Annotated in this window: 21 protein-coding genes; 20 read left to right on the top strand and 1 reads right to left on the bottom strand. The window is 53.8% G+C overall.

What is annotated here, in order from left to right; all coding sequences use genetic code 11:
* The first annotated feature begins 23 nt into the window (after positions 1-23).
* From ACI7RC_RS07515 to ACI7RC_RS07425, 19 genes are all read left to right on the top strand, one after another.
* Complete coding sequence (locus tag ACI7RC_RS07515; RefSeq protein ID WP_408107619.1) at positions 24-2537, top strand: oligosaccharide flippase family protein; 2514 nt, start codon at positions 24-26, stop codon at positions 2535-2537.
* A gap of 12 nt (positions 2538-2549) precedes the next feature.
* Positions 2550-3665: a DegT/DnrJ/EryC1/StrS family aminotransferase gene (locus ACI7RC_RS07510; protein ID WP_408107618.1), complete on the top strand. Its 1116-nt coding sequence runs from the start codon at positions 2550-2552 to the stop codon at positions 3663-3665.
* A 64-nt stretch (positions 3666-3729) separates the two neighbouring features.
* On the top strand, positions 3730-4908 hold the full coding sequence (locus ACI7RC_RS07505; RefSeq protein WP_408107617.1) for an O-antigen ligase family protein: 1179 nt from the start codon (positions 3730-3732) through the stop codon (positions 4906-4908).
* Positions 4905-6050: a glycosyltransferase family 4 protein gene (locus tag ACI7RC_RS07500; protein WP_408107616.1), complete on the top strand. Its 1146-nt coding sequence runs from the start codon at positions 4905-4907 to the stop codon at positions 6048-6050. Before ACI7RC_RS07505 ends, ACI7RC_RS07500 begins: the two co-directional genes overlap by 4 nt.
* 4 nt (positions 6051-6054) lie before the next feature.
* The gene (locus tag ACI7RC_RS07495) at positions 6055-6690 is read left to right on the top strand and encodes a PIG-L deacetylase family protein (protein WP_408107615.1); all 636 of its coding nucleotides are present in this window, start codon (positions 6055-6057) and stop codon (positions 6688-6690) included.
* Positions 6687-7370: a WbqC family protein gene (locus tag ACI7RC_RS07490; RefSeq protein WP_408107614.1), complete on the top strand. Its 684-nt coding sequence runs from the start codon at positions 6687-6689 to the stop codon at positions 7368-7370. Before ACI7RC_RS07495 ends, ACI7RC_RS07490 begins: the two co-directional genes overlap by 4 nt.
* A gap of 18 nt (positions 7371-7388) precedes the next feature.
* Positions 7389-8501, top strand: a complete 1113-nt coding sequence (gene wecB, locus ACI7RC_RS07485; RefSeq protein WP_408107613.1) for a non-hydrolyzing UDP-N-acetylglucosamine 2-epimerase — start codon at positions 7389-7391, stop codon at positions 8499-8501.
* Positions 8485-9093: a sugar transferase gene (locus ACI7RC_RS07480; protein WP_408107612.1), complete on the top strand. Its 609-nt coding sequence runs from the start codon at positions 8485-8487 to the stop codon at positions 9091-9093. The genes wecB and ACI7RC_RS07480 overlap by 17 nt, the downstream gene beginning before the upstream one ends.
* Positions 9094-9108: 15 nt before the next feature.
* Complete coding sequence (locus ACI7RC_RS07475) at positions 9109-10509, top strand: UDP-glucose dehydrogenase family protein (RefSeq protein ID WP_408107611.1); 1401 nt, start codon at positions 9109-9111, stop codon at positions 10507-10509.
* Complete coding sequence (locus ACI7RC_RS07470) at positions 10506-11852, top strand: glycosyltransferase family 4 protein (protein ID WP_408107610.1); 1347 nt, start codon at positions 10506-10508, stop codon at positions 11850-11852. Before ACI7RC_RS07475 ends, ACI7RC_RS07470 begins: the two co-directional genes overlap by 4 nt.
* The gene (galU, locus tag ACI7RC_RS07465) at positions 11752-12645 is read left to right on the top strand and encodes a UTP--glucose-1-phosphate uridylyltransferase GalU (protein ID WP_408107609.1); all 894 of its coding nucleotides are present in this window, start codon (positions 11752-11754) and stop codon (positions 12643-12645) included. The genes ACI7RC_RS07470 and galU overlap by 101 nt, the downstream gene beginning before the upstream one ends.
* A 25-nt stretch (positions 12646-12670) precedes the next feature.
* A complete protein-coding gene (locus ACI7RC_RS07460) occupies positions 12671-13894 on the top strand; it encodes a DegT/DnrJ/EryC1/StrS family aminotransferase (protein ID WP_408107608.1) in 1224 nt (407 codons plus the stop codon).
* Entirely contained in the window at positions 13873-15144 is a 1272-nt protein-coding gene (locus ACI7RC_RS07455; RefSeq protein ID WP_408107607.1) for a type III PLP-dependent enzyme domain-containing protein, read from the top strand. The genes ACI7RC_RS07460 and ACI7RC_RS07455 overlap by 22 nt, the downstream gene beginning before the upstream one ends.
* A gap of 14 nt (positions 15145-15158) precedes the next feature.
* Positions 15159-16115 (top strand): ATP-grasp domain-containing protein, encoded by a 957-nt coding sequence (locus ACI7RC_RS07450; RefSeq protein ID WP_408107606.1) that lies wholly within the window; start codon positions 15159-15161, stop codon positions 16113-16115.
* Positions 16116-16226: 111 nt separating this feature from the next.
* Positions 16227-18161, top strand: a complete 1935-nt coding sequence (locus ACI7RC_RS07445; RefSeq protein ID WP_408107605.1) for a polysaccharide biosynthesis protein — start codon at positions 16227-16229, stop codon at positions 18159-18161.
* Between the two features lie 18 nt (positions 18162-18179).
* Entirely contained in the window at positions 18180-19121 is a 942-nt protein-coding gene (locus ACI7RC_RS07440; protein ID WP_408107604.1) for an LCP family glycopolymer transferase, read from the top strand.
* 107 nt (positions 19122-19228) lie between these two features.
* A complete protein-coding gene (locus ACI7RC_RS07435) occupies positions 19229-20056 on the top strand; it encodes an aldo/keto reductase (protein WP_408107603.1) in 828 nt (275 codons plus the stop codon).
* A 432-nt stretch (positions 20057-20488) separates the two neighbouring features.
* A complete protein-coding gene (locus ACI7RC_RS07430; protein ID WP_408107602.1) occupies positions 20489-21583 on the top strand; it encodes a carbohydrate kinase in 1095 nt (364 codons plus the stop codon).
* Entirely contained in the window at positions 21580-22494 is a 915-nt protein-coding gene (locus ACI7RC_RS07425; RefSeq protein WP_408107601.1) for a pseudouridine-5'-phosphate glycosidase, read from the top strand. Before ACI7RC_RS07430 ends, ACI7RC_RS07425 begins: the two co-directional genes overlap by 4 nt.
* A 597-nt stretch (positions 22495-23091) precedes the next feature.
* Here ACI7RC_RS07425 and ACI7RC_RS07420 read toward each other — a convergent pair.
* Positions 23092-24390: a spermine/spermidine synthase domain-containing protein gene (locus tag ACI7RC_RS07420; protein WP_408107600.1), complete on the bottom strand. Its 1299-nt coding sequence runs from the start codon at positions 24388-24390 to the stop codon at positions 23092-23094.
* A 192-nt stretch (positions 24391-24582) separates the two neighbouring features.
* On the opposite strand from ACI7RC_RS07420, the gene ACI7RC_RS07415 reads away from it, so the two are divergent.
* Complete coding sequence (locus tag ACI7RC_RS07415) at positions 24583-26103, top strand: oligosaccharide flippase family protein (protein ID WP_408107599.1); 1521 nt, start codon at positions 24583-24585, stop codon at positions 26101-26103.
* Positions 26104-26278: the final 175 nt, after the last annotated feature.

Raw genomic sequence — 26278 nt, 5'->3', positions numbered from 1 at the left:
CCATGCAGACCTTCCTCCGCCGGATGTTGAAGAGAACGTCCCAGACCAGTTTTGTTCGCAATACTCTGATTCTTGTCTCTGGAACGGCGATTGCCCAACTCATCCCGATTCTGATCTCGCCTGTCTTAACCAGGATGTACTCACCTGAGGATTTTGGCACCTTGGCTGTTTTTATGGCGTTGACGAGCACGTTTGGGGTTATCGCCAATGGCCGGTACGAGCTGGCTGTCATTTTGCCAGACAAGGATGAAGAAGCCGCGCATGTAGCCGCAGTTGGGGCCGTCGTTGCAGTCATTCTGGGTATTTTGCTGCTCGCTGTCACACTTTTCTTCCACGATTCGATCGTCTCATACCTGAACGACGACAGACTGGGAATCTGGCTGTATCTGTTCCCGGCCAGTGTGGTACTAATTGGAGTAAACAGCGTATTGATCCACTTTAACCTGCGCTATAAAAACTACAAAAATATCGCCCACTCCAATGTGTCCCGCTCTTTCACCCAAGCTTTGGTCCAAATCGTCGTCGGATGTTTCAAAACGGGGGAGGCAGGTTTGGTCAGTGGACAATTTCTGTCTTATGCTGCGGGGAACTATACGCTGTTGAAACAGGTCTGTTTGAATAAAGAACTGTTTTCTTCGGTCAAGCTGACAGAACTGATTCGGTTAGGGAAAAAGTACAAGGGCTTCCCATTGTTTTCCGTTTGGGCGAGATTGGCCAACTCCCTTGCCCAAAATCTGGTCAACATCGTCTTTTCGGCATTGTATTCGACGGCTGCGTTAGGCTTCTACACATTGGTCAACCGCATGCTGGGGCTGCCCACATCCGTTATCGGGGAGTCGATGGGACAAGTGTTCACCCGTGAAGCGCGCGACGAAATCGAACGCAGCGGCTCGGCAACGAACATTCTCAGGTCGACTCTATGGCGCTTGACGGCGATTTCGCTGCCGGTATTTTTGCTGATCTACTTTTTCATCGAGGATGTCGTCGTGCTTGTCTTTGGACAAAATTGGAAAGTTGCGGGGGTCTACGGGCAAATTCTCATTCCGCTCTTCTTTATCCGCTTTATCACTGTACCCGTCATGGATCTGCTCAATCTATTCGAGAAACAGAGGATTTCTTTGCTTTGGCAGCTCGGCTTTTTAGGTCTGGTGGCGACGGTGTCCATCATCGCAAAGCGGGCGGTGCTTGACGCTGGGCACTTTTTGTCGCTGATGACCTGGGTTCTGTTTGCTCATTATGTTTTGCTGCTGTTTATCCTCTTTCACGTAAGCCGGGGAAACAAAATGGAGAAGAAAATGAAAAACTGCTGCTGTTTGGTATTGGGCGGGTATATCAACGGGTACTCGATTATCAGAGAACTGTACGAAAAAGGCATTCGTGACATTGTTTTGTTTGATACGCAGAAAAGGCTGGCGGCCTACAGCAACAAAATTGTCAGTTTTGTCAGGATCGAACCTGCAGCCGAATCGCTGCATCAAGCGCTGGAAAACCTCCATCAAAAGTATGAAAAAATCATCGTCTACCCGACGGACGAAATACAGTTGGAGATGCTTGATGAACAGTACGAGCAGATAAGCGGGTACTGCTTTCTGCCGTACAATCACGATAATCTGCAGCAGTACATCAACAAAATTGAGCAGTACAAACACTGTGAAAAGGCGGAAATACCTTACCCCAATTCACGTTATATCGAGACGGAAGAGCGGTATCATCAGATTCTCGACATTCCCTTTCCCGTAGTGGTCAAGCCGGCCAAACGGGATCATGCCGGACCGGAAGTATTTCGCAGTCTCATCTTCCATTCGCACCGTGATTTTGAGCGGCATGAAGAGTTGGTTCGCAGCTTTCTGGCCCGCGGGATTCCCTTCATCGCATCGGAAATCATCCCGGGTGACGCTTCCCAGATCTATTCCTATATCGGCTACCGGAATCGGCACGGGACGATTTTAAATGAATGGACAGGCAGAAAGCTCTCCTCGTACCCAGACAATTTTGGCGTTTTCTCCTGCGCTACTAATCAAGCGCCTGCCGAAGTTGTTCAGTTGGGAAGAAAGCTGCTGGAATCCATGGACCTCCACGGGATATGCGAACCAGAGTTTAAGTATGATGCCCGGGACGGCACCTACAAGCTGATGGAAGTGAGTCTCCGCTCCACGATGTGGAACAGGGTGGGACATCTGTCCGGGGTCGACATCCTCTACACGCAGTATCGGGACGCGATTGGCGAGGAAAACATCAGGCAAGAGCAGGATCAGAGCAAGCAGATTCACTTTGTTTACTTGCAATACGAACTGTTGGGACTTTTTCGGGGAGCGATCCCTTTCAAAACGCTCTGGCGCAATTTGTTTTCCTCCGATAAGACAGCTTTTGCCGTGTTTGACTTGACAGATGTAAAACCATTTGCAGCCGACTGTGCCAACCTGCTTACCGGGGTGGTCAGCAAAGGAGGAAGGCTGCTCTTTTGGACGAAACAGCGGCTGCCGATGCGGTCCTATGCGATAGGCGGGGAAGACGGCAATCGGCCGGGTCATAGGTGAAGGGGGCCTTTTATGCAGAAAATTCCCATTTTTGATCTGAAACCGGAAATCGAATTGTTATGGGGGGAGTTGACAGAGACCATCCATGACGTGCTTCGCTCGGGCCGCTTTATTTTAGGTCCAAACGCTGAATCATTCGAACAGGAGGCGGCCCGTTACCTTGGCGTCAGGCACGCAATCGGGGTCAACTCCGGGACAGATGCGCTCATCATCGGTCTGCAAGCATTGGGGGTAGGGCCTGGTGACGAAGTGATTACGACTCCCTTTACTTTTTTTGCCACAGCGGAAGCGATTGAGCGAGTAGGGGCTACTCCTGTTTTCGTCGACATCGAACCCGATAGTCTGCAGCTCGATCCCCGGCAGATCGAGATGAAGATCTCTTCGCGAACCAAGGCGATTCTTCCTGTACATCTGTACGGCCGCCCGGCGGAGATGGATCCAATCTTGTCCCTTGCCAGGACATACGATCTCAAGGTAATCGAAGATGCGGCACAGGCCTTTGGCAGCGAGTATCAAGGAAAGAAAGCGGGGGCGTTGGGCGATGTGGGCTGCTACTCGTTCTTTCCTTCAAAGAACCTCGGTGCATTTGGCGACGGGGGGATGATCGTGACGAATGACGATGACATCGCGGAATATTGCCGATTCCTTCGTCAACACGGGTCCCGGAAGAAGTACTTCAACGAGGCGGTCGGTTACAACTCTCGCCTGGATGAACTTCAGGCGGCTGTTCTTCGGGTAAAACTGCGGCACATCGAGGAGTGGAATCAAGGCCGGATTGGCGTCGCCGAGACGTACCGCAAGCTGCTGCGGGGACAAAGCGGAGTCGTGTGCCTGGACGAAAAGAATACAGGCGATCATCGGCATGTCTACCATCAGTTTACTGTCCGAATCTTGCAGGGCAGACGCGACGAAGTGCAGGAGCGGATGCGGCGGGCGGGGATCGAGACGATGATCTACTACCCCATACCCCTTCATCTGCTGCCGATGTATCAAGAGTTGGGATACGAGCTGCCGCAAGCAGAGGCTGCGGCAAGGGAAGTACTCTCCCTGCCGATCTGGCCGCAGATGACCGAACAGGTGCAGCTTCGGGTCGTGCAAGGTTTGAGGGTCGCACTAGACAGCATGTAGGGAGTTGCCCAAGGCCGGGATGTGATTTTTGGAGGAGGTGTCGCCCATACGAGCAGCGGGCAACTTGGGGAAGTGGTGGGACGGAAAAGCGCTGATTTTTGCCGGATTTTTGCTCGCCGGAAATTTTAAGGCCGACCCGCGGCTCTCCTGGCTGCCGGTCGATTTGACATTGCTGTTTGCCCTGCTAACGGCAGCTTGCACGGCGGCGGCTTTTGTAAAAAACAACTGCCGGATTCCCAGACAGCTGTTTTGGATGCTTGCGTTGTACTTGTTGTTCGCACTCCCGCTATTCGGGTTGGATGGGTCTGATGATGCCGGGGAAAAAGTGCTTAAGTTGTTCACCTTTACCCTGTTGGCGTCGGTCGCGCCTTTTTTTCTTTTCAAGGAAAAAGCGGAAATCCGCACGCTGTTTCACATGTTGACTGCGTTTGGTCTGATGCTTGGCCTGGACGCAATCTTGTCCTCCTTTGCGGACGGGGAATTGCGAATCACGAGCGAACATGCGACCGGGATGACCGCCTTCGGAGCGAACACCATTGGCTTGGGAAGGGCAGTGGGAACGGCGTTGTTGTGGATCGCCATACTGGGGTTGGAAGGACGGCTGGGGCCAATCAAGACACTTGGCTTCCTGTGCTTTTCGCTGGTCGTGCTGATCGGTTCGGGCTCAAGAGGGCCGATTCTGGCTGCTGCGGCGGGATTGGGACTGCTCGCGCTGCTGTTTTATTGGAAACGCGGCACGTTATTGCTTCGATTTGCCGGCGTTTTATTGGTGCTTGCGGCGGTTGGAGCCTACAGTGTGACGGTCGCTCCGGCCACAGCGACAGAAAGGGTGCAGCAGCTGCTTCAAGGAAAAATAGACAACTCGGAGGCGATGCGGCTGCAGGCTTACCAATTGTCCTGGGATGTGATCAAAGAAACGCCTGCAGGCATTGGCTGGGGCGGATTCACCTCCCGAATCAATCTTTGGTTTGGAGCTTCCCGCCAATACCCGCACAATCTCATACTTGAAATCTTGCTGGAAGGCGGCTGGCTGCAAGGTTTTTTCCTGTGCGGCTTGGTGTTGTATGCGTTCATCCGGATGTATCGGCAGGGCATTCTTCGCTCCTCGTATGAAGCGCGGACGTTGTTTGTGCTGTTATTCTTTTTCTTCGCCAATGCGATGGTCAGCGGGGATATCAACGATAACAAAATACTCTTTGCCACTCTCGCTTTGACACTAGGGTATGGAGGTGAAAACGCTTGAAGCTGCACAAAATCGTTCATTTCAGTTCCGTCCATATGCCGCACGACACCCGCATCCTGCTCAAAGAATGCCAAACATTGGCACAGGCGGGAAATGAGGTCGTGTTCGTGGTCCCCCACGATCGGGATGAACAGGTGGACAAAGTCAGGATCAGAGCGGTCCCAAAGCCAGCCAACCGATTGATCCGGATGACCAAAACGATCTGGTCGGTCTGGCGGGCTGCTTGGCAGGAGCAGGCTGATGTGTACCATTTTCACGATCCCGAGCTGATCCCGGTCGGGTGTTTGCTTAAACTGCGGGGGAAGCTGGTCGTCTACGATGTCCATGAGGATGTGCCCGGACAGATCATGAAAAAAGACTGGATTCCCCGCTGGCTGCGAGCCGCCGTCGCCAAAGGAGCAGCGGCCGCCGAGTCGATTGGCGCCTGCTTCTTCGACGGGATCATCGCGGCTACCCCGGCAATTGCGAAAAGGTTTCCCAACAGGAAAACGGTTGTCGTGCAAAATTTCCCCATCGCTAATGAGCTGCTCGATCACCGGGCGCAGTCGTACCGCCAACGGCAAAACGCTGTAGCCTACGTCGGGGTGATCAGTCTGATCCGGGGTGTCAGGGAGGTCATGGAAGCCTTGGCGCTGCTTCCTGAAACGTCGGACGTCCGCTTGCTGTTGGCGGGCAGCTTCAGCCCTCCGGAGCTGGAGGCGGAGTTTCGCCAGATGCCGGGCTGGAAGCGGGTCGACTATGTCGGCTGGCAGTCCCGGGAGGGTGTCAAGGAGCTGTTGGCCAAAGTCCGGGCTGGCCTGGTTACTTTTCACCCTGTCCCGAACTCGATCCATTCTCAGCCGAACAAATTATTTGAATACATGTCCGCCGGCATCCCGGTGATTGCTTCCGATTTTCCCCTCTGGCAGGAAATCATCGGAGAGAGAGCGTGCGGGCTGCTGGTTAATCCGCACGATCCGAAAGCGATCGCGGAGAAGATCGAGCAGATCATCCAGTTTCCGGAAGCGGCGGAGGGGATGGGAACGCGAGGTTGGATGGCTGTCTGCGAGAAGTACAACTGGGATGTTGAAGCGGAAAAACTTCGTGGCTTCTACGAAAACCTGCTGTTTAAAGGGCAAAAAGAAATGGTACACGCGAGGTGATGTTGTGAGATTTCAACGAGTATTGGTTTTGGCGCCGCATACGGACGATGCCGAACTGGGCTGCGGCGGCTTTATGGCCCGGCTGGTTGAAGAGAAAACAAGCGTCTTCGTCGCAGCCTTTTCAACCGCAAGGGAATCGGTTCCGGAGGGTTCGCCGCACGATACCATCCTGCGCGAGTTTTACCGTGCTATGGCGATCCTCGAAGTACCGCCTGACCGCCTGTTTGTCTGCGATTACCCGGTCCGCCGGTTTTCTGATCACCGCCAGGATATTCTGGAAGACTTGCGCAAATTGAGGCGGACGATCGAGCCAGACCTCATTCTGCTGCCGTCAGGTCAGGACGTTCATCAAGACCACCAGGTGCTGCACAACGAAGGGGTCAGGGCTTTTAAAGATCTGACAGTCTTCGGGTATGAGCTTCCCTGGAATCACCTTTCCTTCCGTACCCAGGCATTTGTCGACCTCAAGCCGGGCCACGTCCAAAAAAAATGGCAGGCTCTCCAAGCGTACCGCTCCCAGATCGAGCTGAAGCGTCCCTATTTTTCAGAGGATTTTATCCAGGGGCTGGCCCGGCTGCGCGGAACGCAGATCAAAACAGACTGGGCAGAAGCATTTGAAGTGGTCAGGGTCATCCTATGAACATCGCGATCCATCAACCCAATCTGTTTCCCTGGCTTGGCTTTTTTGACAAGATGGCCTGTGCCGATCTGTTTATTTTTCTGGACCAGGTACAGTTTACCAAGCGCGGTTACCAAAACCGCGTAAAGCTCAAAGGGCCCAATGGAGTCCAATGGTTGACCGTACCCGTAAAATCCAAAGGCCGCTACGAGCAATTGACCCTCGATGTCGAGATTGATAGGGAACACCCATGGAAAAAAGAACACCTCAAGACCTTTGAGACAATCTACCGCGGGACTCCTGGATTCTCAGAGCTTATGCCGCAAGTAGAGCAGCTCTACGAAAGGGATTGTCAAAGGCTTGTAGACATGAACATTCCTGGCATTGAGCTGATCAGAAAGCGTCTTGGGATCGAAACTCCGCTGCTGTCCGCTTCCGAAATGCCGGCGGCGGGGAGCCGTTCGCACCTTTTATGCGAGTTGGTATTGGCGGCAGGGGGGACGACATATCTGTCCGGCCCAAGCGGCAGAGCTTATCTCGACGAAAGCGTATTTCGGGAAAAAGGCGTAAAACTGGAGTACCACCAATTCGAAATCGCCGAGTACCCGCAGCGATTCGGCGAGTTTACAGGAGGCTTGAGCGCCTTGGACTACTTGTTTCACGATCCGTTGCTGACTCATTGGAAGCGATGGCGACCCTGATCACAGGAGGTCAAGTGGATGGTAAAAATGGCCACGATCGTCGGTGCCCGCCCGCAGTTTGTCAAAGCTGCGATGGTCTCCCGCGCCTTGCGCGCTGTCCCGGGCATTCAGGAAATCTTCATTCATACGGGTCAGCATTTTGACGAGAGGATGTCTGATGTCTTCTTTTCTGAATTGGAACTGCCCCGTCCGGATCATTACCTCGGTATTCATTCCGGGTCTCACGGCATGCAGACAGGGAGGATGCTGGAATCGGTCGAGCGCGTGCTGATCGCGGAACAACCTGAGGCAGTCATCGTCTATGGGGACACCAACACGACGCTGGCTGGAGCTCTCGCAGCCGCAAAGCTGCACATTCCGGTCTTGCACGTCGAAGCCGGTCTGCGTTCCTACAATCGCCTGATGCCGGAAGAGATCAACCGCATCATGACGGATCACTGCGCGGAACTGCTGTTTGCGCCGACGCAGACAGCCGCCGAGAACTTGCGGCAGGAAGGCGTACCGGAGGCGAAGATTCACCTGGTGGGAGACGTCATGTACGATGCCGCGCTGTATTTCGGGGAAAAGGCGGAACGGCACAGCCGGATTCTCGAGCAATTGGATCTCGAGCCCAAACACTACATGCTGGCGACGATCCACCGGGCAGGCAATACGGATGAGCCGGAGCGGCTGCAGACGATTTTTCAGGGGCTGTGTCTGGCGGCGGAAGCACTGCCAGTCGTGCTTCCGATCCATCCGCGCACGGCGGCGGCCTTGCAGCAAATAGGCATGTTCGAGTACGTCAAGCAGCAGCTCAAAGTGATCGAGCCAGTCGGTTACCTGGATATGGTGATGTTGGAAAAATACGCTTCATTGATTGCATCCGATTCGGGCGGAGTTCAAAAGGAAGCCTTTTTCTACAAAGTCCCCTGTGCAACCCTTCGATCGGAAACGGAATGGACGGAGCTGCTGGATTTGGGCTGGAACCGTCTGGTCTCGATGGAGGACAGCCAGACGGTCTGCCGAGATATCCTGGCAGCCTTGGAGCTGTCCGGCAAGTCGGCACAGCCGTATGGGCGGGGTGAGGCCGCCTGGAAGATCGCCAATATGATCACGGAATGGCGGAGGGAGGAGTTTGAAACGGTGTTTTGATCTCGTCTTTGCAGGGCTGTTGTTGTTGCTCACCCTGCCGGTCTTGCTTGCGGTAGCCCTCTTGATCCGCTGGAAACTGGGATGGCCGGTTTTGTTCAAGCAGCAGCGCCCGGGATTGCACGGCAAGCCTTTTACGATCTATAAATTCCGGACGATGACAAGCCAGACGGACGCCGATGGCAGGCTGCTGACCGATGAACAGCGGCTCACCCCGTTTGGTCAATGGCTAAGGCGGTTCAGCATCGATGAGCTTCCCCAGTTGTTTAATGTGCTGAAGGGGGAGTTGAGCCTCGTCGGACCTCGTCCGCTGCTGATGGAGTACATGCCGCTCTACACTCCCCGCCAGGCCCGCAGACATGAGGTGAGGCCGGGGATCACCGGCTGGGCGCAGATAAACGGCAGGAACGCGATCACCTGGGAAGAGAAATTTGAGTTAGACGTTTGGTACGTCGATCATCAGTCCTTTTGCCTCGATGTAAAAATCCTCTGCCTGACGCTTGTAAAAGTATTTGATCCGCGCGGGATCAGCGAAGACGGATGCGCCACTGTTCAGGATTTTACCGGATCACGGAATCATCAGGAAATGATGTAAGCGGGGGGTGGCAGCTTGAAGGTCATCATCATTGGCTGCGGTTACGTCGGGTTGTCAACTGGCATTGTTCTGGCTTATATCGGCCACGAGGTAACCCTGATCGACCGCGATGAGGAAAAAATAGCGAAACTGCGGGCAGGAGAACTGCCGATTTATGAACACGGATTGCAGGAGGTATTGCGGGCGTCGGCGGGAAGAATCAGCTTTACCGATGATTGGGATAGCTTTGATACAAACGCTGACGCTGTCGTCATCGCCGTCGGCACTCCCATCGGAGAGGGGGGAGGGGTGGACCTCACCTATGTGAGGGCGGCAGTCAAAGAGATCGGGGCCCGGGTGAACGGCAACTTGCCGGTTATCCTCCTGAAATCAACCGTCCCTCCCGGCACCGGCAGAGAGATGAGAGCACTGCTGCAGCAGAAGTTGGCGGAGCGGGGGATGAAGAGCAAGGTAACGCTCATCTCCAACCCGGAATTTTTGCGGGAAGGCCAAGCCCTGTTTGACTCGTTTTACCCGGATCGGATTGTCGCAGGGATTGACTCTCATGAGGAAGAAGCATTTCTGACTGCGCTCTACCAGCCTGTCTTGCTGCAGGATTTTATACCGCCGCATGGGATACCCCGCCCGGGCAATGATCGCCTGCCTGCTTTGTTCGCCACCGACCTGACCAGCGCAGAGCTGATCAAATATGCGGCCAATGCTTTCTTAGCGGTGAAAATATCGTTTATTAACGAATTTGCCAACCTGGCGGAAAGCGTTGGGGCAGACATCACCGCCGTGGCGCGTGGGATTGGCCTTGACCAAAGGATCGGTCCCCAATTTTTGCAGGCTGGTATCGGCTGGGGCGGGAGCTGCTTCGGAAAGGATATGCGAGCGATCCTTCATGCCGGAAAACGTCATCAGTCGGAATTGCCGATCGTTCGGGCCGCTCTTGAAGTGAATCAAACGCAGCGGGAGCTGGTGGCGAAAAAATTGCAAGCCAAACTGAATTCGCTTGCCGGCAGGACGATCGGGCTTTTGGGCTTGGCCTTCAAACCTGGCACCGATGATCTGCGGGACGCCCCTTCGCTTGATATCATTCGCCAACTGGTTGGCGGTGGCGCCCGTGTCAAGGTGTACGATCCGGCTGCAATGGAAAGATTAGCCTGTGAACATTCGACGCTTGATGTGGAGTGCTGCCCGACGGCAGAAAGTCTGTTCGAGGGATGTGATGCGGTCGTGCTTGTCACTGAGTGGGAAGAGTTTCTTCACCTGCCGTACGCCGAGCTGGGAGAGCGGATGCGGGAAAAGCTGCTGGTCGACGGACGGAACGTGCTGGATCAAAAGATGCTGACAGATGCCGGCTTCACCGTTTGCAGCGTCGGCAGAAGCGATACGGGCGGGGGAAGGGAATGGTTAGGAGCCGTGTACAAATGAAGGTGTTGTACATCCATCAGTACTTTACTACGAGGGAGGGTTCACTGGGCACCAGGTCGTATGAGTTCGCCAAATACCTGGTCGGGCAGGGCCATCAGGTGACGATGATCACAGGGGATTCTTCGCTCGCATCGATCCCTCCGGATCGGCAAAGCCGATTTTACAGCTTCTACTCCATTGACGGAATCGACGTCATCGCCGTGAAAAATCACTATTCCAATTACATGGGGTATTTCCGCAGGATCCTGTCGTTTTTGCAGTTCGTCTTCTTTTCGAGCCTCAAAGGCCTCACCTTGAAGGGGTACGATGTCGTACTGGCTACCTCCACACCGTTGACAGTAGCCATACCGGCTTTGTTGATCAAATATTGGAATAAAGTACCATTTATCTTTGAGGTCAGGGATTTATGGCCGGAGGCTCCCAGGCAGATCGGGGCCATCCGCTCCCGTTTGCTGATCAGCCTGTTAAAGGGGTTGGAGCGGAAGACGTACCAACAAGCCGAGCACATTATCGCCTTGTCGCCCGGGATGCTGCAAGGCGTCCTTGAAGAGGGAATCTCTTCCCGCAAGGTGACGATGATACCCAACTGCTGCGACCTGGACCTGTTCGGGCAGGAAGACGTCTGCCGGGCGGAGCTGCGGGAACAGTACCAGCTGCATGGCAAACTGGTCGTCCTGCACGGCGGTTCCATGGGGATCGCCAATGGGCTGGATTACCTCATAGGCGCCGCGGTCAAGCTGCGGGAGCAAAACAGAGACGACATCGTGTTCATACTGGCAGGAGACGGAAAGACAAGACCGCTGCTGGAAGCGATGTGCGAACAGCACCGGTTGGACAATGTCATCTTTACCGGGGCGCTTCCGCGAAAGAAGATGCCTGAGTTGTTCGCTGCTGCAGACATCACCATCACCTCTTTTCAAAACCTTCCCATTCTCGCTACGAATTCACCCAATAAATTTTTTGATTCGCTCGCAGCCGGGAAGCCTGTGATCGTAAATTCAGCCGGCTGGACCAAGCAGCTCGTCGAGGAGTATCAGGTTGGGTTTTACGTCAATCCGGACGATCCCGGCGATTTGGCCGACCTGTTAATCCGTTTGCAAAACGGTATGTGGGATCTTGCGGAGATGGGCAGACGTGCCCGCCGGCTAGCCGAAGAAAAGTACGAACGAATCAAATTGGCCAGGCAAGTGGAAGCGGTACTGCTCGCGGCAAGCGAACAAGGCAAAGGAGGGTGGCAACCGGATGAAGGTGCGAAAGGCGATTGTTCCGGCGGCAGGGCTGGGAACGCGGTTTCTTCCGGCCACGAAGGCGCAGCCCAAGGAAATGCTGCCCATAGTCGATAAACCGACGATTCAGTACATCGTGGAAGAAGCCGTTTCCTCGGGGATCGAGGATATCATCATCGTAACCGGCAGGGGGAAGCGGGCGATCGAAGATCATTTCGACAAGTCGTATGAACTGGAGGCCAGCCTGCAGGCGAAAAACAGGGGGGCACAGCTGGAGGAAATCGAACGCATCACCAACATGGTCGAGATTCACTACATCCGGCAAAAAGAGGCCAAGGGTCTGGGACATGCAATCTGGTGCGCACGGAAGTTCATCGGGGACGAACCGTTTGCCGTCCTGCTCGGCGATGATGTAGTCGTATCAGAAAAGCCGTGCTTGCAGTCTCTCATGGACATGTATGAACGCTTTCACACGACGATCGTCGGAGTGCAGCAAGTAGAAGAAGCTGAAGTGGAAAAATACGGAATTGTCGCCGCCACTCTCCTGTTCGGCAGCCCAGGCATCTACTACATCAACGATCTCATCGAGAAGCCGTCCCCTAAAGATGCACCGTCACGTCTGGCGATCATGGGCCGCTACATTCTGCGTCCAGAGATATTTTCCGTTTTGGAGCAGCAGGAGACCGGGGCAGGCGGAGAAATCCAGCTGACAGATGCCTTGCGGACGCTCTCGAAGCAGCAAGCGCTGATGGCGTTTGAGTGCACGGGAAAGCGCTACGACGTCGGCACCAAACTAGGCTTCATTGAAGCGACGATCGACTTTGCCCTGCAGCGGCAGGATATGCGGGATGATGTGGTTCGATTGTTGATCAGCAGGCTGGAAAAGCTGCAGCTGGTCAGCGAAAAGTAAAAGAGTCTGCAGGGGGACGATCGGCATGGTTGGGAAGGAAAGAATTTATCTGTCGCCGCCGCATTTGAGCGGCCGGGAAGAGCAGTTTGTCAGGGACGCGTTTGCCTCCAATTGGATTGCGCCGTTGGGACCGCAGGTGGATGCATTTGAGCGGGAAGTGGCTGATTACGTCGGGGCAAAAGGGGCCGTCTCGGTAAACTCGGGAACGGCAGCCATCCATTTAGCCCTGCGCCTTTCAGGAACAGCAGCCCAGGATACGGTATTCTGCTCGTCGTTGACCTTTGTCGCGAGCGCCAACCCCATCCTCTACCTAGGGGCGACACCTGTGTTCATCGATTCGGAGCCGACAACATGGAACATGTCCAAAGACGCCTTGGAGCGGGCCTTTTACGATGCCGTAGAGGCGGGGCGGCTGCCCAAAGCGGCGATCGTGGTGAATCTGTACGGCCAAAGCGCCGACCTCGGTCCGATCTCCGATCTTTGCCGCCGCTACAAAGTCCCATTGATCGAAGATGCCGCTGAGTCACTGGGAGCCACGTACCGCGGAAAAGCAAGCGGTACAATCGGACAGTTTGGGATCTACTCCTTTAATGGAAACAAGTTGATCACGACGTCAGGCGGTGGCATGCTGGTGTCGCATGATCAGCAAGCGCTGGAGAAAGCGAAGTTTTGGGCGGCACAGGCGAGGGACCCGGCCCGCCACTACCAGCACAGCGAGCCGGGGTACAACTATCGGCTAAGCAACCTGCTGGCGGCCGTCGGACGCGGGCAGCTGCAGGTCATTGAAGAGAGAATTGCTGCCAGGAGACGGGTCTTCGCAAGATACCATCAAGCGCTTCATGAAATAGAAGGGGTCGAGTTTATGCCGGAAGCGCCGTTCGGCAGATCCACCCGCTGGTTGACCGCCTTGCTGCTTCACCCTATGCGATGCGGAGTCACGGCCGGTCAACTGGTGGAAGCGTTGGAAGCGGAGAACATTGAGGCTCGCCCGGTGTGGAAGCCCCTGCATTTGCAGCCGTTGTTCCAAGGCTGCCGCTACTATCCCCACTCCGAAAGCGAATCGGTTTCGGAACAGCTGTTTCAGTACGGAATCTGTCTGCCATCCGGTTCCAATCTGTCCGAAGAGGAGCAAGAGCGGGTGATTGACTGTGTGAGACGGACGCTGCAAAACGGGCCCGGCGCCAAGGGAGCATTTCTTGAATACGACAAAGGTGGTAGATGGGGCACATGTACACCTACGAGCAATTAGCGTGCGCGGATCGTTTATTCGGATCCGCCTATTACATTTTTGACAGCGGAAAACTGAAGGAGAATTACCGCAAAATCCATCAGGCATTTGCCAGCCGCTACCCGCGTTTTTTGATCGGCTACTCGTACAAGACGAATTACCTGCCCCAGCTCTGTGCCCTTATCGATGAACTGGGCGGATATGCCGAAGTGGTATCCCGGCTGGAGTACGATCTGGCTCGCAAAATCGGCGTCGACCCGAACCGTATCATCTACAACGGCCCCGTGAAGGAGGCAGCTGACATCGAGGCAGCCTTGCACGGCAAAAGCCTGCTCAACCTGGACTCCTTTTACGAGATCGAACTGGTAAAAAGGTATTGTGAAGCTTATCCCGAGCGGAAGGTAAGCGTAGGTCTGCGGGTCAATTTTGACCTGAAAGAAAACGGGGTTAATCCGCTGCAGGACGGCTTCGAAGCGAGCCGGTTCGGGTTTTGTGTGGAAAACGGGGCTTTTCAACGCGCTGTGGAGGAGCTTTCCCGCATTCCCAGCCTCAGGATCAGCGGTTTGCACGGCCATTTTTCCAGTGACCGCAGCGTGGCGGTTTACGAAAAGATCGCCAGAAAACTATGCCGGCTTGCCCGCGCCTGCTTGCCGGAAACGGTCGAATACATCGATGTCGGCGGCGGCATCTACGGAGAACTGCCGCCTGCTTTTCCGATTCCGAATACGCCGACGTTCGACGATTACGCCGAGGCCGTTTGCCGCGTGATGCAGACCGAAATGGCAGCTTATGGACTTGACCCGCAGCTGATCCTAGAGCCGGGGATCGCGATGGCTGCCAACGCCTTTTCCTTCGTCAGCAAAGTGATCGACGTCAAAGAGGTGAGAGGACAAACGTTTGTCCTGGTGGACGGAAGCGTCCACAATGTCAAGCCCACCATGCACCGTCACAACCTGCCGCATCGAATTGTCAGACGACAGGATGGCGGGGGTGCAGGGGTATTTCACGTAGTCGGGTACACCTGCATGGAGAAGGACTACCTGCTGCATCAGGTAACGGGAAAGCTTCCCAAGGCAGGAGATTACTTCATCTTTGAAAATACCGGTGCCTACACGATGGTGTTCAATCCGCCGTTTATCAAGGGCAGGCCTCCGATCGTCCAGCGATATGAGAACGAATGGCTTGAACTGAGAGGACGGGAGACATTGGCCCAATTCTTCAGTGACCAGCTCTACCGCTTTGAGCCGCTGTCTGTTTCAAAAATTCGCTGACCGGGAGGGGTACGATGAATATTTTGCTTGCCAGCGTGGGCAGACGGGTAAAGCTGCTGCAGTATTTTAAGGCCGAATGGGCTGGCTTGGGGCAAGTGGTTGCCGTGGATTGTGATGAAGCGGCTCCCGCCTTGTACGTTGCGGACCGCTTTGAGATCGTGCCGAGGATTGACTCTCCCGGCTACATCGATGCGCTGCTGGAGATATGCAAACGGCATGAGATCACGGTAGTCCTCTCCCTGATCGATCCGGAGCTGGTGGTGCTGTCTCGCAACAAGGAGGCTTTTCTTAGTGAAAAGGTGCAGGTCGTCGTATCCGATTCGACCATTACGGAGATGTGTCTGGACAAGTGGACGATGTATCAATGCTTGCAGGAGTGCGGCATTCCCTGCATACCTACATACAATCATTTGACTACGGCAACGGAGGCATTATCGACCGGGACCCTTTCCTTTCCCTTGCTGATAAAGCCAAGGAGTGGAAGCGCCAGTCAGGGGATACGCCGGGCAGACAGTTATTCGGATCTGCAAACAGCCTGCTCGCAAATCGGCGAAGTCGTGATTCAGCCTTATGTCAGCGGGGATGAATTCGGTGTGGACGCTTATGTGGACCTGATTTCAGCCGAACCGGTCGCCATCTTCAACAAAAAAAAGCTGCGGATGCGGGCCGGAGAGACGGACAAATCTCTGGCGGTGAGAGATGAGCGCTTGACAGAACTGGTTCTGAAGACGTTGAGAGCCGTAAAACCGGTTGGGCCGATTGATGTCGATTGTTTTTACACCCCTCAGGGCTTCGTCGTCTCGGAGATGAATCCCCGTTTTGGCGGGGGCTACCCGCATGCGCACGAGTGCGGATATAATTTTGTCCGCTATCTCCTGCGGAATTTGCAGGGACGAGCGAATGACAGCTGCCTGGCAGGCCAACCGGAGGGGAGTGTCATGCTGAAGTACGACCAGATCATGATCGTATGAGTCTTTTCTTCCAACCTGTTTCGTAGGTACATAAACCTACGACCATGTTCATACAAATATCCCATGATTTAAAACAGGTGCCGACAAAATTGAGTCATATGGGGTGTGGTTATGAGTTACAAAAACCGCTTGGTCTTTATGGGACTTTTAGATGCTTGCATTATTTGTCTAGCGGTTGTACTGGCATACCAAGTCAGATTTGATTTTGACATTGGAGCCCACAATACCTCTGCTTTGCTTTATGCTGCCATCACTCATGTCGCCCTCGGGTTGGCCGGTTTGTACATCACCCGCATGTATCGCCCCGTGTTGATGTTCGCCAGCGTTGCAGAGCTGATCGCGATTATTAAACTTGCGACCTTGCTTGAGCTTGGCTGCTTTCTCTTGCAAAGCGGGCTGCAGTATGTCGTCCCCGCATTTGCCGTTCCCCGTTCCATTTATCCGATCTCATGGGCATTTATCATTATTGGACTTGGCGGTGCCAGGATGACGTTTAAAATCATCACCGCTACTTCGGCCAAATCGCGCCCCAATCTGCGCAGAACTATGATTGTCGGCGCGGGCAGCGCAGGTGTTCTGGTGGCCAAGGAATTAACCCATTCCCCCGACTCTGAACAATATCCCGTCGCCTTTATCGACGATGACAAGGCAAAGAGAAATTTGCAGATTTTAGGCTTGCCGGTCCTGGGGGGCCGCGAAAGAATTCCAGAAGTGATTCGGCAGTACGAGATTCAAGACATCATTATCGCGATTCCCTCCGCGACTAAAAAAGAGGTAGCGGAGATCGTGGAGATTTGCAACCGAATGAAGGTAAGCATCAAGATTTTGCCAAAGGTATCCGAACTGCTTAGCGGTAAAATTTCTATCAAAATGATTCGGGATGTAAAAATTGAGGATTTGCTTGGCAGGGATCCGGTGGCGGTCGATCTGACCGAGGTGTCCAATTACATCGGCGGCGAGACCATCCTGGTGACAGGAGCAGGCGGTTCCATCGGCTCGGAGTTATCCCGGCAGATCGCCCGGTATCAACCGTGGAAGCTGCTTCTGCTCGGCCATAGCGAAAACAGCATCTTTGAGATCGAGTTGGATCTGCGAAAACAGCATCCCCACTTGCAGATTGAATCCGTCATCGCCGACGTCCGGGACCGGAGGAGGATGAAGGCGGTATTTGCCGCTTATCTGCCGGGAGTCGTCTTTCATGCGGCGGCACATAAACACGTTCCGCTGATGGAGCGAAACCCGGTCGAGGCAATCAAAACCAATATTATCGGAACGAAGAATGTAGCAGAGCTGTCACACCACTTCGGCGTTTCCCGCTTCGTCCTGGTCTCTACGGATAAAGCAGTCAATCCTGTCAGCGTCATGGGTGTGAGCAAACGGGTTGCGGAGATGTTCGTCCTCGGTTTGGGCCAAAGGAGTCAGACCAAATTTGTCGCCGTGCGCTTCGGCAACGTCCTGGGCAGCAGCGGGAGTGTCATCCCGATTTTTAAACGGCAGATCCAGCAAGGCGGTCCGGTGACGGTCACGCATCCCGAGATGGTTCGCTACTTTATGACGATCCCGGAAGCGGTGCAACTGATCATCCAGGCTGGTGCGCTGGCGTCCGGGAGCGAAATTTTTATCCTCGACATGGGCAAGCCGATCAAGATCGACAAATTGGCCCGGGATCTGATTCGGCTGTCCGGATTTGAGCCGGAAGTTGACATTAAAGTCATTTACACCGGGATTCGCCCAGGTGAAAAACTGTACGAGGAGCTTTTGACCAATGAAGAGGGGATCGCAGCCACCAGGCATGGCAGGATTTTTGTGGGAAAACAGCTTCAGATTGCCTGGCATGAATTTTCGCGAGATGTCGATCAATTGGAACAACTGATTGAGAATGAAGAGGAAGAGCGATTCGACCAGGAGATGAAGCAGCTGCTGCGGAAGATCGTTCCCAATTATCGGTACGTGCAGGAGCCGTTCTCAGCCGAACAACAAAAGAAAGTGATGCGAGTTCAAAACAGTTCCCACCATGCGAAAGTGGAGATTGTCACAAATGTGTAGCCGCAGAGGGGCAGACCTATGAGAACACGAGTGAAAATCGCAATCTGCACAGCTGCAGTGCTCGCAGCAGGAGCAGTAGGGTACATCTACTACTTGTACCATGCTGTGGAGAAGACAGCTGCCCAAATGTATCAGCCGCTTCAAGCGGCAAAGTCAAAGTTGAGGACGGAGAAAGCCTCCGTAGAAAAAAAGCAGCCCATCTCTGTCCTGCTATTAGGCGTCGACGAGCGGGAGAACGACCGCGGCCGCTCCGACACGATCATGATCGCTGTCGTAAACCCTGCAGGAGGACAAACCACGCTGGTTAACATTCCGCGCGATACGCGGACACAGATCGCGGAACACGGGACTGTTGATAAAATGAATCACGCCTACGCTTTTGGCGGTGTTGACATGGCAGCGAAAACGGTAGAGCAATTTTTACAGGTTCCGATCGACTATTACATCTCTGTCAATATGGAAGGGTTTGAGCAGATTATTGACGCCTTGGGCGGAGTCGATGTGGAGAACAAGATGAGTTTTTCGTATGAAGACCACACGTTTCCACAAGGGAAGCTGCATCTGGACGGCAGCGCTGCCCTGGCCTATGCCAGGATGCGCTATGACGATCCCCGGGGGGATTTGGGCAGAAACAGCCGGCAGCGGCAAATTGTGAAAAGCATGCTGAAACAGGTTGTACGGCCGGATATCGTGACAAAAGCCAAAGGCGTGCTTGACCAATTGGGCCAAAACGTCAAGACCAATGTGACCTTTTCCGAATGGAAGGACATGCTGCAGGACTACCGTTCCGCCTTCGAACAGGTGAATTCGATCGAATTGGCCGGGGAAGGCAGTATCATCGATGGAATCTACTATTATATCGTGGACCAGGCTGAACATAAGCGGGTACAAGCAGAACTGAAAAGCCAGCTCGAACTGGATAAAACCCCACAGCCTCCTTCCGCCGGGGCCATTCCGTAGCTCCATATCCGCTATAAGGTTGGTTCTTTGTATTTGCCGGTAGATTCTGGCAGGATCTCGTGATACCTTTAAGAGGACAGCCTATAAGCGAAAAGGAGCGAGATCTGATGAAGCACATAAGCGACTGCACCGTTCTTCACAATCAAGTGAAAATGCCCTGGCTCGGCCTTGGCGTATACAAGATACCGGATGGCGAAGAAGTTCGGGGGGCCGTTCGATACGCCCTTGAACACGGGTATCGCAGCATTGACACGGCTGCGCTTTACGAAAACGAAGCTGGAGTAGGCCAGGCTGTTAAAGAATCAGGTTTGCGGCGTGAAGATTTGTTCATCACGACAAAAGTGTGGAACACAGACCAGGGGTACGAATCCACCCTAGCCGCATTTGAAACAAGCCGGAAAAAACTGGCGATGGATATGATCGATCTGTACCTGATCCACTGGCCGGTCAAAGGAAAGTACAAAGAGACCTGGAAAGCTCTCGAGAAGCTGTATAAAGAAGGCTGGGTCAGGGCGATCGGAGTCAGCAATTTCCATGCCCATCATCTGGAGGACCTGCTTGCCGATTGTGAGATCAAGCCAATGGTCAATCAGGTGGAATACCATCCGCTGCTGTCCCAGCAGGAGCTTCGCCGTTTTTGTCAGGCACAGGGCATCCAGATGGAAGCGTGGAGCCCGCTGGCCAGAGGACAGATCTTGAACGATTCGACGGTTCTGACGATTGCAGGCAAACATCAGAAGACCCCGGCCCAGATCGTCCTTCGCTGGGATCTGCAAAACGGCGTCGTGACGATACCCAAGTCGAGCAGTGAAGAGCGAATCGCCGAAAACGCCGGGATCTTTGACTTTGTTCTGTCCGCCGATGACATGGCTGCTTTAGACTCCCTGAACGAGAATAAACGCGTTGGACCAGACCCTGACAATTTCAGCTTTTAAGGAGGCACTTGCTGCCTCCTTTTTTTCGTTGCCGTATCGTAAATCGCCCCCTTTGCGATTTTTCTCTTTTTCCGATGGAACGTGTATAATATTGTCTGATAAATGAATATTGTTAAAATTATAATAATTGTTCAGGCGAAACGACACTGATCAAAGGTAGGGGATGTACTGGTGGATTATTGGCGTGATTCTGATGATGCGCTTGCCAAGCACGCTGGCGCATACCCACGTGTCAATCCCCGCGGATACGGATTAAAAGTCTGGACTGACAGCAAACAGTAGTTCAGCCTGCAGGCGTTCGTATAGAAACGCGCCTGCAGGCTTATTTTTTCGTTCAGCTGCGAAACGGGGAGGTCAAGGACTGGATAAACTTTTGTCTATCTGGTAAACTAATGTTTAGAAGGCGGGGCTTTCGCAAAGGGAGGGAAACGCTTGGACAAGGAGCAACAAATTCTTCAGTATATCCGCCTCAATCCTTTTATCACTCAGCAGGAACTGGCAGGCAAGATCGGCATTTCCCGCTCGGCGGTGGCAGGCTATATCGCGGCATTGACAAAGCGCGGCGAAATCAAGGGGCGCGCTTACATCCTCCGCGAAGACGCCTTGGTCACCTGCATCGGCGGCGCAAATCTGGATCGCAAAGCACACAGCAAGCAGAAGGTGCAAATGCATTCTTCCAACCCGGTCACGATATCCGAATCATGCGGAGGAGTGGCCCGCAATGTGGCTGAAAACCTGAGCCGGCTCGGCTGTACGGTGTCGTTGATCACCAGCCTTGGCGATGATAAAGAGGGAGGCTGGATTCTGCAGGAGTCGAAGAAGCACGGGATTGATGTGAGTCAGGTCTGGGTACTGCCAGCCGAACGGACAGGAACCTATACCGCCCTGCTCGATTTGGACGGGGAGATGACGGTCGCCCTGGCAAATATGGACATCTACGATCAGGTCGCACCTGACATGATTGCGGAGAAGTGGTCGCATATTGCGGCTTCTCGGGCCGTCTTTCTCGATACGAACTTTCCGGAAGAAAGCTTGGCTTACCTGATCAACCGCTGCCGGGACGAAAACATTCCCCTGTACGTCGATCCGATCTCTTCCGCCAAAGCAAAAAAACTTCCGCCGCGGCTCGAAGGCGTGGATACGATCCTGCCGAACAGGGAACAGGCTGAACTGCTGGCAGGGATGGAGATCGCATCACTGGCCGACTGCCGTATGGCTTGTGAGAAAATCAGGGAGCGGGGCGTAAAAAACGTCATCGTGACGCTGGGAGAGTCGGGCATCTTCTACTTGACGCCTGTCGGCTCCGGGCATCTCCCGCCTTTTCCCACTGACGTGGCCGATGTCACAGGGGCGGGGGACGCATTTGACGCAGGCTTTTTGTACGGAATCATACACGGTGAAGAGCTGCCCCGGGCTTGCTTGTTGGGACTGGCGGCGTCCAGTCTGACACTGCAAACGGAACATTCGGTTTCCCCGCAGCTGCGGCCGGAACAAATCAATTTACTAGCAGAGGAGAGAGGAAAATGAAAGCATACATGACGTTTACAAAAGAGGTTCAGCACGCCCTGGAAAACAACCTGCCAATCGTGGCGCTGGAGACGACGATCATCTCCCACGGCATGCCTTACCCGCAAAACATCGAGATGGCGAAGCAAGTGGAACAGATTATCCGCGATAACGGCGCGATCCCTGCGACCATCGGGATCATGAACGGAAAGATCAAGATCGGCCTGGATGAACGGGAGTTGGAAGAGTTTGCCACTAATCAGGAAGTAGAGAAAGTGAGCCGCCGCGATTTTCCGTACATCCTCGCTACCGGCAAGATCGGCGCCACCACGGTTGCGGCGACGATGATCGCCGCAGGGCTTGCCGGAATCAAAGTGTTCGCCACGGGCGGCATCGGCGGCGTCCACCGCGAAGGGGAGGTGACATGGGATGTCTCGGCCGACTTGACAGAATTGGCCCGGACCAATGTGGCCGTAGTTTGTGCCGGGGCCAAATCCATCCTCGACATCGGCAGGACTTTGGAATACCTGGAGACGCAAGGGGTGCCTGTCGTCGGGTATCAGTGCAGCGACTTCCCATCGTTCTACTCTCGTGAAAGCGGCTACCAGGTCGACTTCCGGCTGGACTCACCGGAAGCGGTAGCTGCCGTGATGGATACAAAGTGGAAACTGGGACTGAACGGCGGTCTGGTCATCGCCAACCCGGTGCCGGAAGCCGACGCCCTGCCGCACGAAGAGATCGAAGCCGTCATCGGACAAGCCCTCAAAGAAGCCAAGGAGAAGGGCATCACCGGCAAGCATGTGACGCCGTTTCTGCTTGACAGGGTCAAACAGCTGACCGCGGGGAAAAGTCTGCAAACCAATATCTCCCTGGTGAAGCACAATGCTGAAGTGGCGGCTAAAATAGCCGTCGAACTGCAGGCCAAGAAGTGAACCTCCCCCACTTACTCGCTAACGCGAATTGACCCATTTCGTATTGTAATGCTTCTTGATCTTATAGGGATATTTCGTTGATTTGATTCCCTTTCGTATCGCTTGGCGGGCCGCGTCTCGTGCGAACAAGTTTTTATGACTAAAGGCATGAATGGTTTTACTGTGCATATGGAATTTACGTTTGGTTTGCTTCTGAAGCGCTGACTTCGAAATCCATTTCCGATGCTCCAAATAGTAGTTCTTTGCGAGCTTCAAGCACGTATTCCAAACCTGGGCAGATTCGCGATTACAGGCATAAAGGCGCTCGATATCTCGTTTTGAGGCATGAAACCGTACAATTTGAGCACGAATCAAGGAAACCCCCCTTATCAAGAACGTTTGTTCTACATCCTATTATGCAACACATACGTTCCTGTTTGGGGAATATTTCCGCATCAAAATGACGAGAACAAATACATGCTTCCCTGCCTATCTCCAGCGAAGAGGTTCGGGAACGGCGTCATTCATCTCCCACCTGCTTCGCTGAGGAAGGAGACTTCTGACGCAAGTTGTTAAATCGAACAGAAGGCCATTCCTAATGTCGGGAATGGCCTTTTTTTACCTTTCCGGCCCTACTTCTTCGGCAAAAAGCTTGTGAAGCGTCAGGCTGCCGAGCGAATTAACTTGGGCCTGCAACCGCTTGGACATGGTCTGCTCCTCGTACTGAAACAGGGACGTGAGGTCTTTCGGCAGTGTCCGGTTTTCTACTGCCGGCGTCAGGACAGCGGGCAGCTCCAGCGCCGGCGCAGCCAGGTGAAAGCCCCAATCCCCAAAGGAAGGAATCCGGACGTGATAGCTGCGTGTCGCAAGCCCTGCGCTCTCGAAGGTTCTGGCGATCGACCAGTAGACCAAGGGGGCTTCTTCCGGCGATTGCGCTTGACAGACGATCAACCCTCCTGGGAGCAGCCGCTGGGCCAGGACCTGATAAAACTCCCTGGTGTAGAGGCGGCCGATCACCTCGTCAGCGGGATCGGGAAGATCGATCATGATGATATTGTACTGGCCTGCTTTCGCGATAAATTCCTGTGCATCCTGCAGGTGAACGCGGGTACGGCGGTCGGTAAGCGCCCCTTGATTCAGACAGACGAATTCGGGCAGCGTCCGGGCCAGTTCGATCATCACCGGATCGATATCAACCAGATCGACAAGGCTGACGTCCGGATATTTGAGCACCTCCCGCAGGGCAAGGCCGTCCCCGCCTCCAAGAATCAAGACCCTGTCCCGCGAACCGGCCAGTTCCATTACCGGGTGGACGAGCGCCTCGTGGTAGATTCTTTCGTCTACGGAGCTAAACTGCAGCTGTTGATTCAAGTACAGCCGAAGATCAGTTATTTCACAGAGAAAAATGTCTTGGAACGCACTGCTTCCGTCGAATACAACCCGGTGCTCTTTTGACGACAAATCCATCAGCTCAGCAAGATCTTTTGCCGTTCCTCTGCCTTCTTTGCGGCGGGAGGGTTGGCCATCGTTTCCGTCCGTCCGGATGGCCCCGGCTGTTTCCTCGTCCAAGGCAGCGTGATGATGCGGCTGGCCACTGGTAAGGTCGTAGACAAAGATCTGAACAGGTAGGAGTTCTTCCAAAAACCGTTCAGGATGTTTTATACCGATTTTGCTTGAAAGGAAGTCGAGCGTAAGGTATTGCTGCTTCGCCGAAACAAGGACAAACGTACAGGAAACGGAGCCGATAATCGTTCCCATGATCCCGTGCGGCTGCCTGCGAAAGTGGGTGTACAGTACTTTTTCCCCTAAAAGAGTGACCGCTTGGGTCAGGGCTGTTTTCACGGTTTCCAAATCATTCAATTTGCCAGACGGGCATCCAAAGGCCTCCATGATGAGATGCTTTTCCAGCGTGACCAAAAAGTATCCCCCTTTCAGATGATTTGACTGGCTTCATTATCTTATTCGGCCGTATATGGTTGGTCATTCTTTACCTCGAATTGTGCGAATGAGCCATACAGGTAAGAGCAAAATTTCCCTCTCCAAAGACATACCTGTCCCATTCGCTTCATACATTGGACAAAGGTGATACACTAGTTCGGAGGAAAAAGGATGAGGCTACCAGTCATCTTCAAGCAGATGGTTCTTCGCACCGGTGCCATTTTTCTCGTCAAAGTCATCGGTGCTCTAGTCCGCATTCCGATGTTTCGCATGCTTGGTCCGGAAGGGATTGGCCTGTATGAAATGGCATACGCTTTTTACGGATTCGTACTGTCGATCGTCTCGGGGGGCTTTCCTTCTGCATTGGCGCTGACCACTGCCAAAGACAGACGGCGCGGATACGGGATTTATTGGATTGTCTTTTTGCTCTTGGCGTTGGCAGGCGGATTGTGCGGTCTGGCTTCCTATCATTACGCACCGCAGATCGCCGCGATGTTTGGCAACCCGAATCTCGTCTGGCCTCTTAGGCTGCTGGCTCCGGCCATGATGATCGTCCCCTTGCTCGGCATCACGAGGGGATTTCTGCAGGGAATTGAGTCGTACGGGACGATAGCCGTGTCGGAAGTGATCGAGCAACTGGTTCGTGTCGCAACCATCTTGTTATGTGTGACCATGTGGACAAGTTACGGCATCGGACGGGCTGTCGGAGGTGCGACGTTCGGTGCATCGACTGGAGCGTTCGTCGCCTTTGTGTTCCTGTTCGCCATCCTGATGTCTCGTATCAAAAAGCGGGATGCCGTCAGCAAACTTCCACTTCCCTTGGCCAAAAGAAAGGATACGGGAATTATGGTTTTTTTTTACACATCCGTCTCCGTACTCGCTACACGGCTGTTTATCCCGATGGCAGATTTTATTGATACCTTGATCGTGCCCCACCGCTTGGTCGATTCTGGACTGACGATCCATCAGGCGACGGCGATTTACGGAGAGATTTCTGGAATGGCAGCTACCATTACGTATCTTCCGACCATTATCACCGCAGCCCTCTCCCATACACTGGTCGCAAAAATCACTGCCGACTGGGCAGGAGGGCGGATAGATCGCTTCCGCTGGCGCATTTCAAAGGCATTTGAATTCGGATGGCTATGGGGAGCGGCGTCATCTGGATTTCTCTATTTTTACGCCAATGACTTGTCGGTTCTGATCATGGGTGATGAATCGCTAACGAATCCGATTAAGTATACCTCTATGGCTCCGATGCTGGTCGGCCTGTTTGAGCTGTCCAATACGGTAATCTGGGTGACGGAGATGCGGAAGGCCCCTGTCATCGGTTTGGCCGTAGGTGAAATATGTACGATTGTGATCAGCTACGTGCTGTGTGCGATCCCGGGGATGGGACATCGGGCCGCTGCGATCGGACTGTTGACGCTGGAATTTGTCGCCACCGCCTGGAATCTCGGAGCGTTGAAGTGGAAGGTAAAGGGTTTTTTTCCGCTCGGATCGATCTTCCAGGAAACAGTCGTACTGTTCGGCATTGTCGGCTGCAGTTTTCTTGGGGTGAATTTCCTGGTCGATCTGCTCCCATGGTCGGAGTACGTGCGCATGATTACCAGATTGGCGCTCTCGTTAGGCTTGATGATGCTCTATTTTTTGGTTCGGTTTATGGGATTCTACAAGAAGAGCCTTCACTAATGTTGTCTCAAGCGTATGATTACGCCCCCCCGCCGCTTGGCATAAAAAATCCGATCGGGTCCACAATAAAACTGGGGCCTACTATCGAATCAGGGCCGAGAAAAGGGGAGATAGCCTTGATCATAAAGCGAAACGACAAGCAAGCGGGACGTGTATTCCCGGTGAAATGGTATAA

The organism is Brevibacillus sp. B_LB10_24 (assembly GCF_046036945.1).
Classification (GTDB): domain Bacteria; phylum Bacillota; class Bacilli; order Brevibacillales; family Brevibacillaceae; genus Brevibacillus_C.
The sequence above is the reverse complement of the archived record's forward strand: the minus strand, read 5'-3'. Positions and strand labels throughout refer to the sequence as shown.

Bases quoted from the DNA above. Each gene is read 5' to 3' on its own strand.
- ACI7RC_RS07510 (WP_408107618.1), top strand. From the start codon at position 2,550: ATGCAGAAAATTCCCATTTTTGATCTGAAACCGGAAATCGAATTGTTA.
- ACI7RC_RS07490 (WP_408107614.1), top strand. From the start codon at position 6,687: ATGAACATCGCGATCCATCAACCCAATCTGTTTCCCTGGCTTGGCTTT.
- ACI7RC_RS07425 (WP_408107601.1), top strand. From the start codon at position 21,580: ATGAAAGCATACATGACGTTTACAAAAGAGGTTCAGCACGCCCTGGAA.
- ACI7RC_RS07445 (WP_408107605.1), top strand. From the start codon at position 16,227: ATGAGTTACAAAAACCGCTTGGTCTTTATGGGACTTTTAGATGCTTGC.
- ACI7RC_RS07455 (WP_408107607.1), top strand. From the start codon at position 13,873: ATGTACACCTACGAGCAATTAGCGTGCGCGGATCGTTTATTCGGATCC.
- ACI7RC_RS07460 (WP_408107608.1), top strand. From the start codon at position 12,671: ATGGTTGGGAAGGAAAGAATTTATCTGTCGCCGCCGCATTTGAGCGGC.
- ACI7RC_RS07435 (WP_408107603.1), top strand. From the start codon at position 19,229: ATGAAGCACATAAGCGACTGCACCGTTCTTCACAATCAAGTGAAAATG.
- wecB (WP_408107613.1), top strand. From the start codon at position 7,389: ATGGTAAAAATGGCCACGATCGTCGGTGCCCGCCCGCAGTTTGTCAAA.
- ACI7RC_RS07470 (WP_408107610.1), top strand. From the start codon at position 10,506: ATGAAGGTGTTGTACATCCATCAGTACTTTACTACGAGGGAGGGTTCA.
- ACI7RC_RS07515 (WP_408107619.1), top strand. From the start codon at position 24: ATGTTGAAGAGAACGTCCCAGACCAGTTTTGTTCGCAATACTCTGATT.
- ACI7RC_RS07440 (WP_408107604.1), top strand. From the start codon at position 18,180: ATGAGAACACGAGTGAAAATCGCAATCTGCACAGCTGCAGTGCTCGCA.
- galU (WP_408107609.1), top strand. From the start codon at position 11,752: ATGAAGGTGCGAAAGGCGATTGTTCCGGCGGCAGGGCTGGGAACGCGG.
- ACI7RC_RS07415 (WP_408107599.1), top strand. From the start codon at position 24,583: ATGAGGCTACCAGTCATCTTCAAGCAGATGGTTCTTCGCACCGGTGCC.
- ACI7RC_RS07450 (WP_408107606.1), top strand. From the start codon at position 15,159: ATGAATATTTTGCTTGCCAGCGTGGGCAGACGGGTAAAGCTGCTGCAG.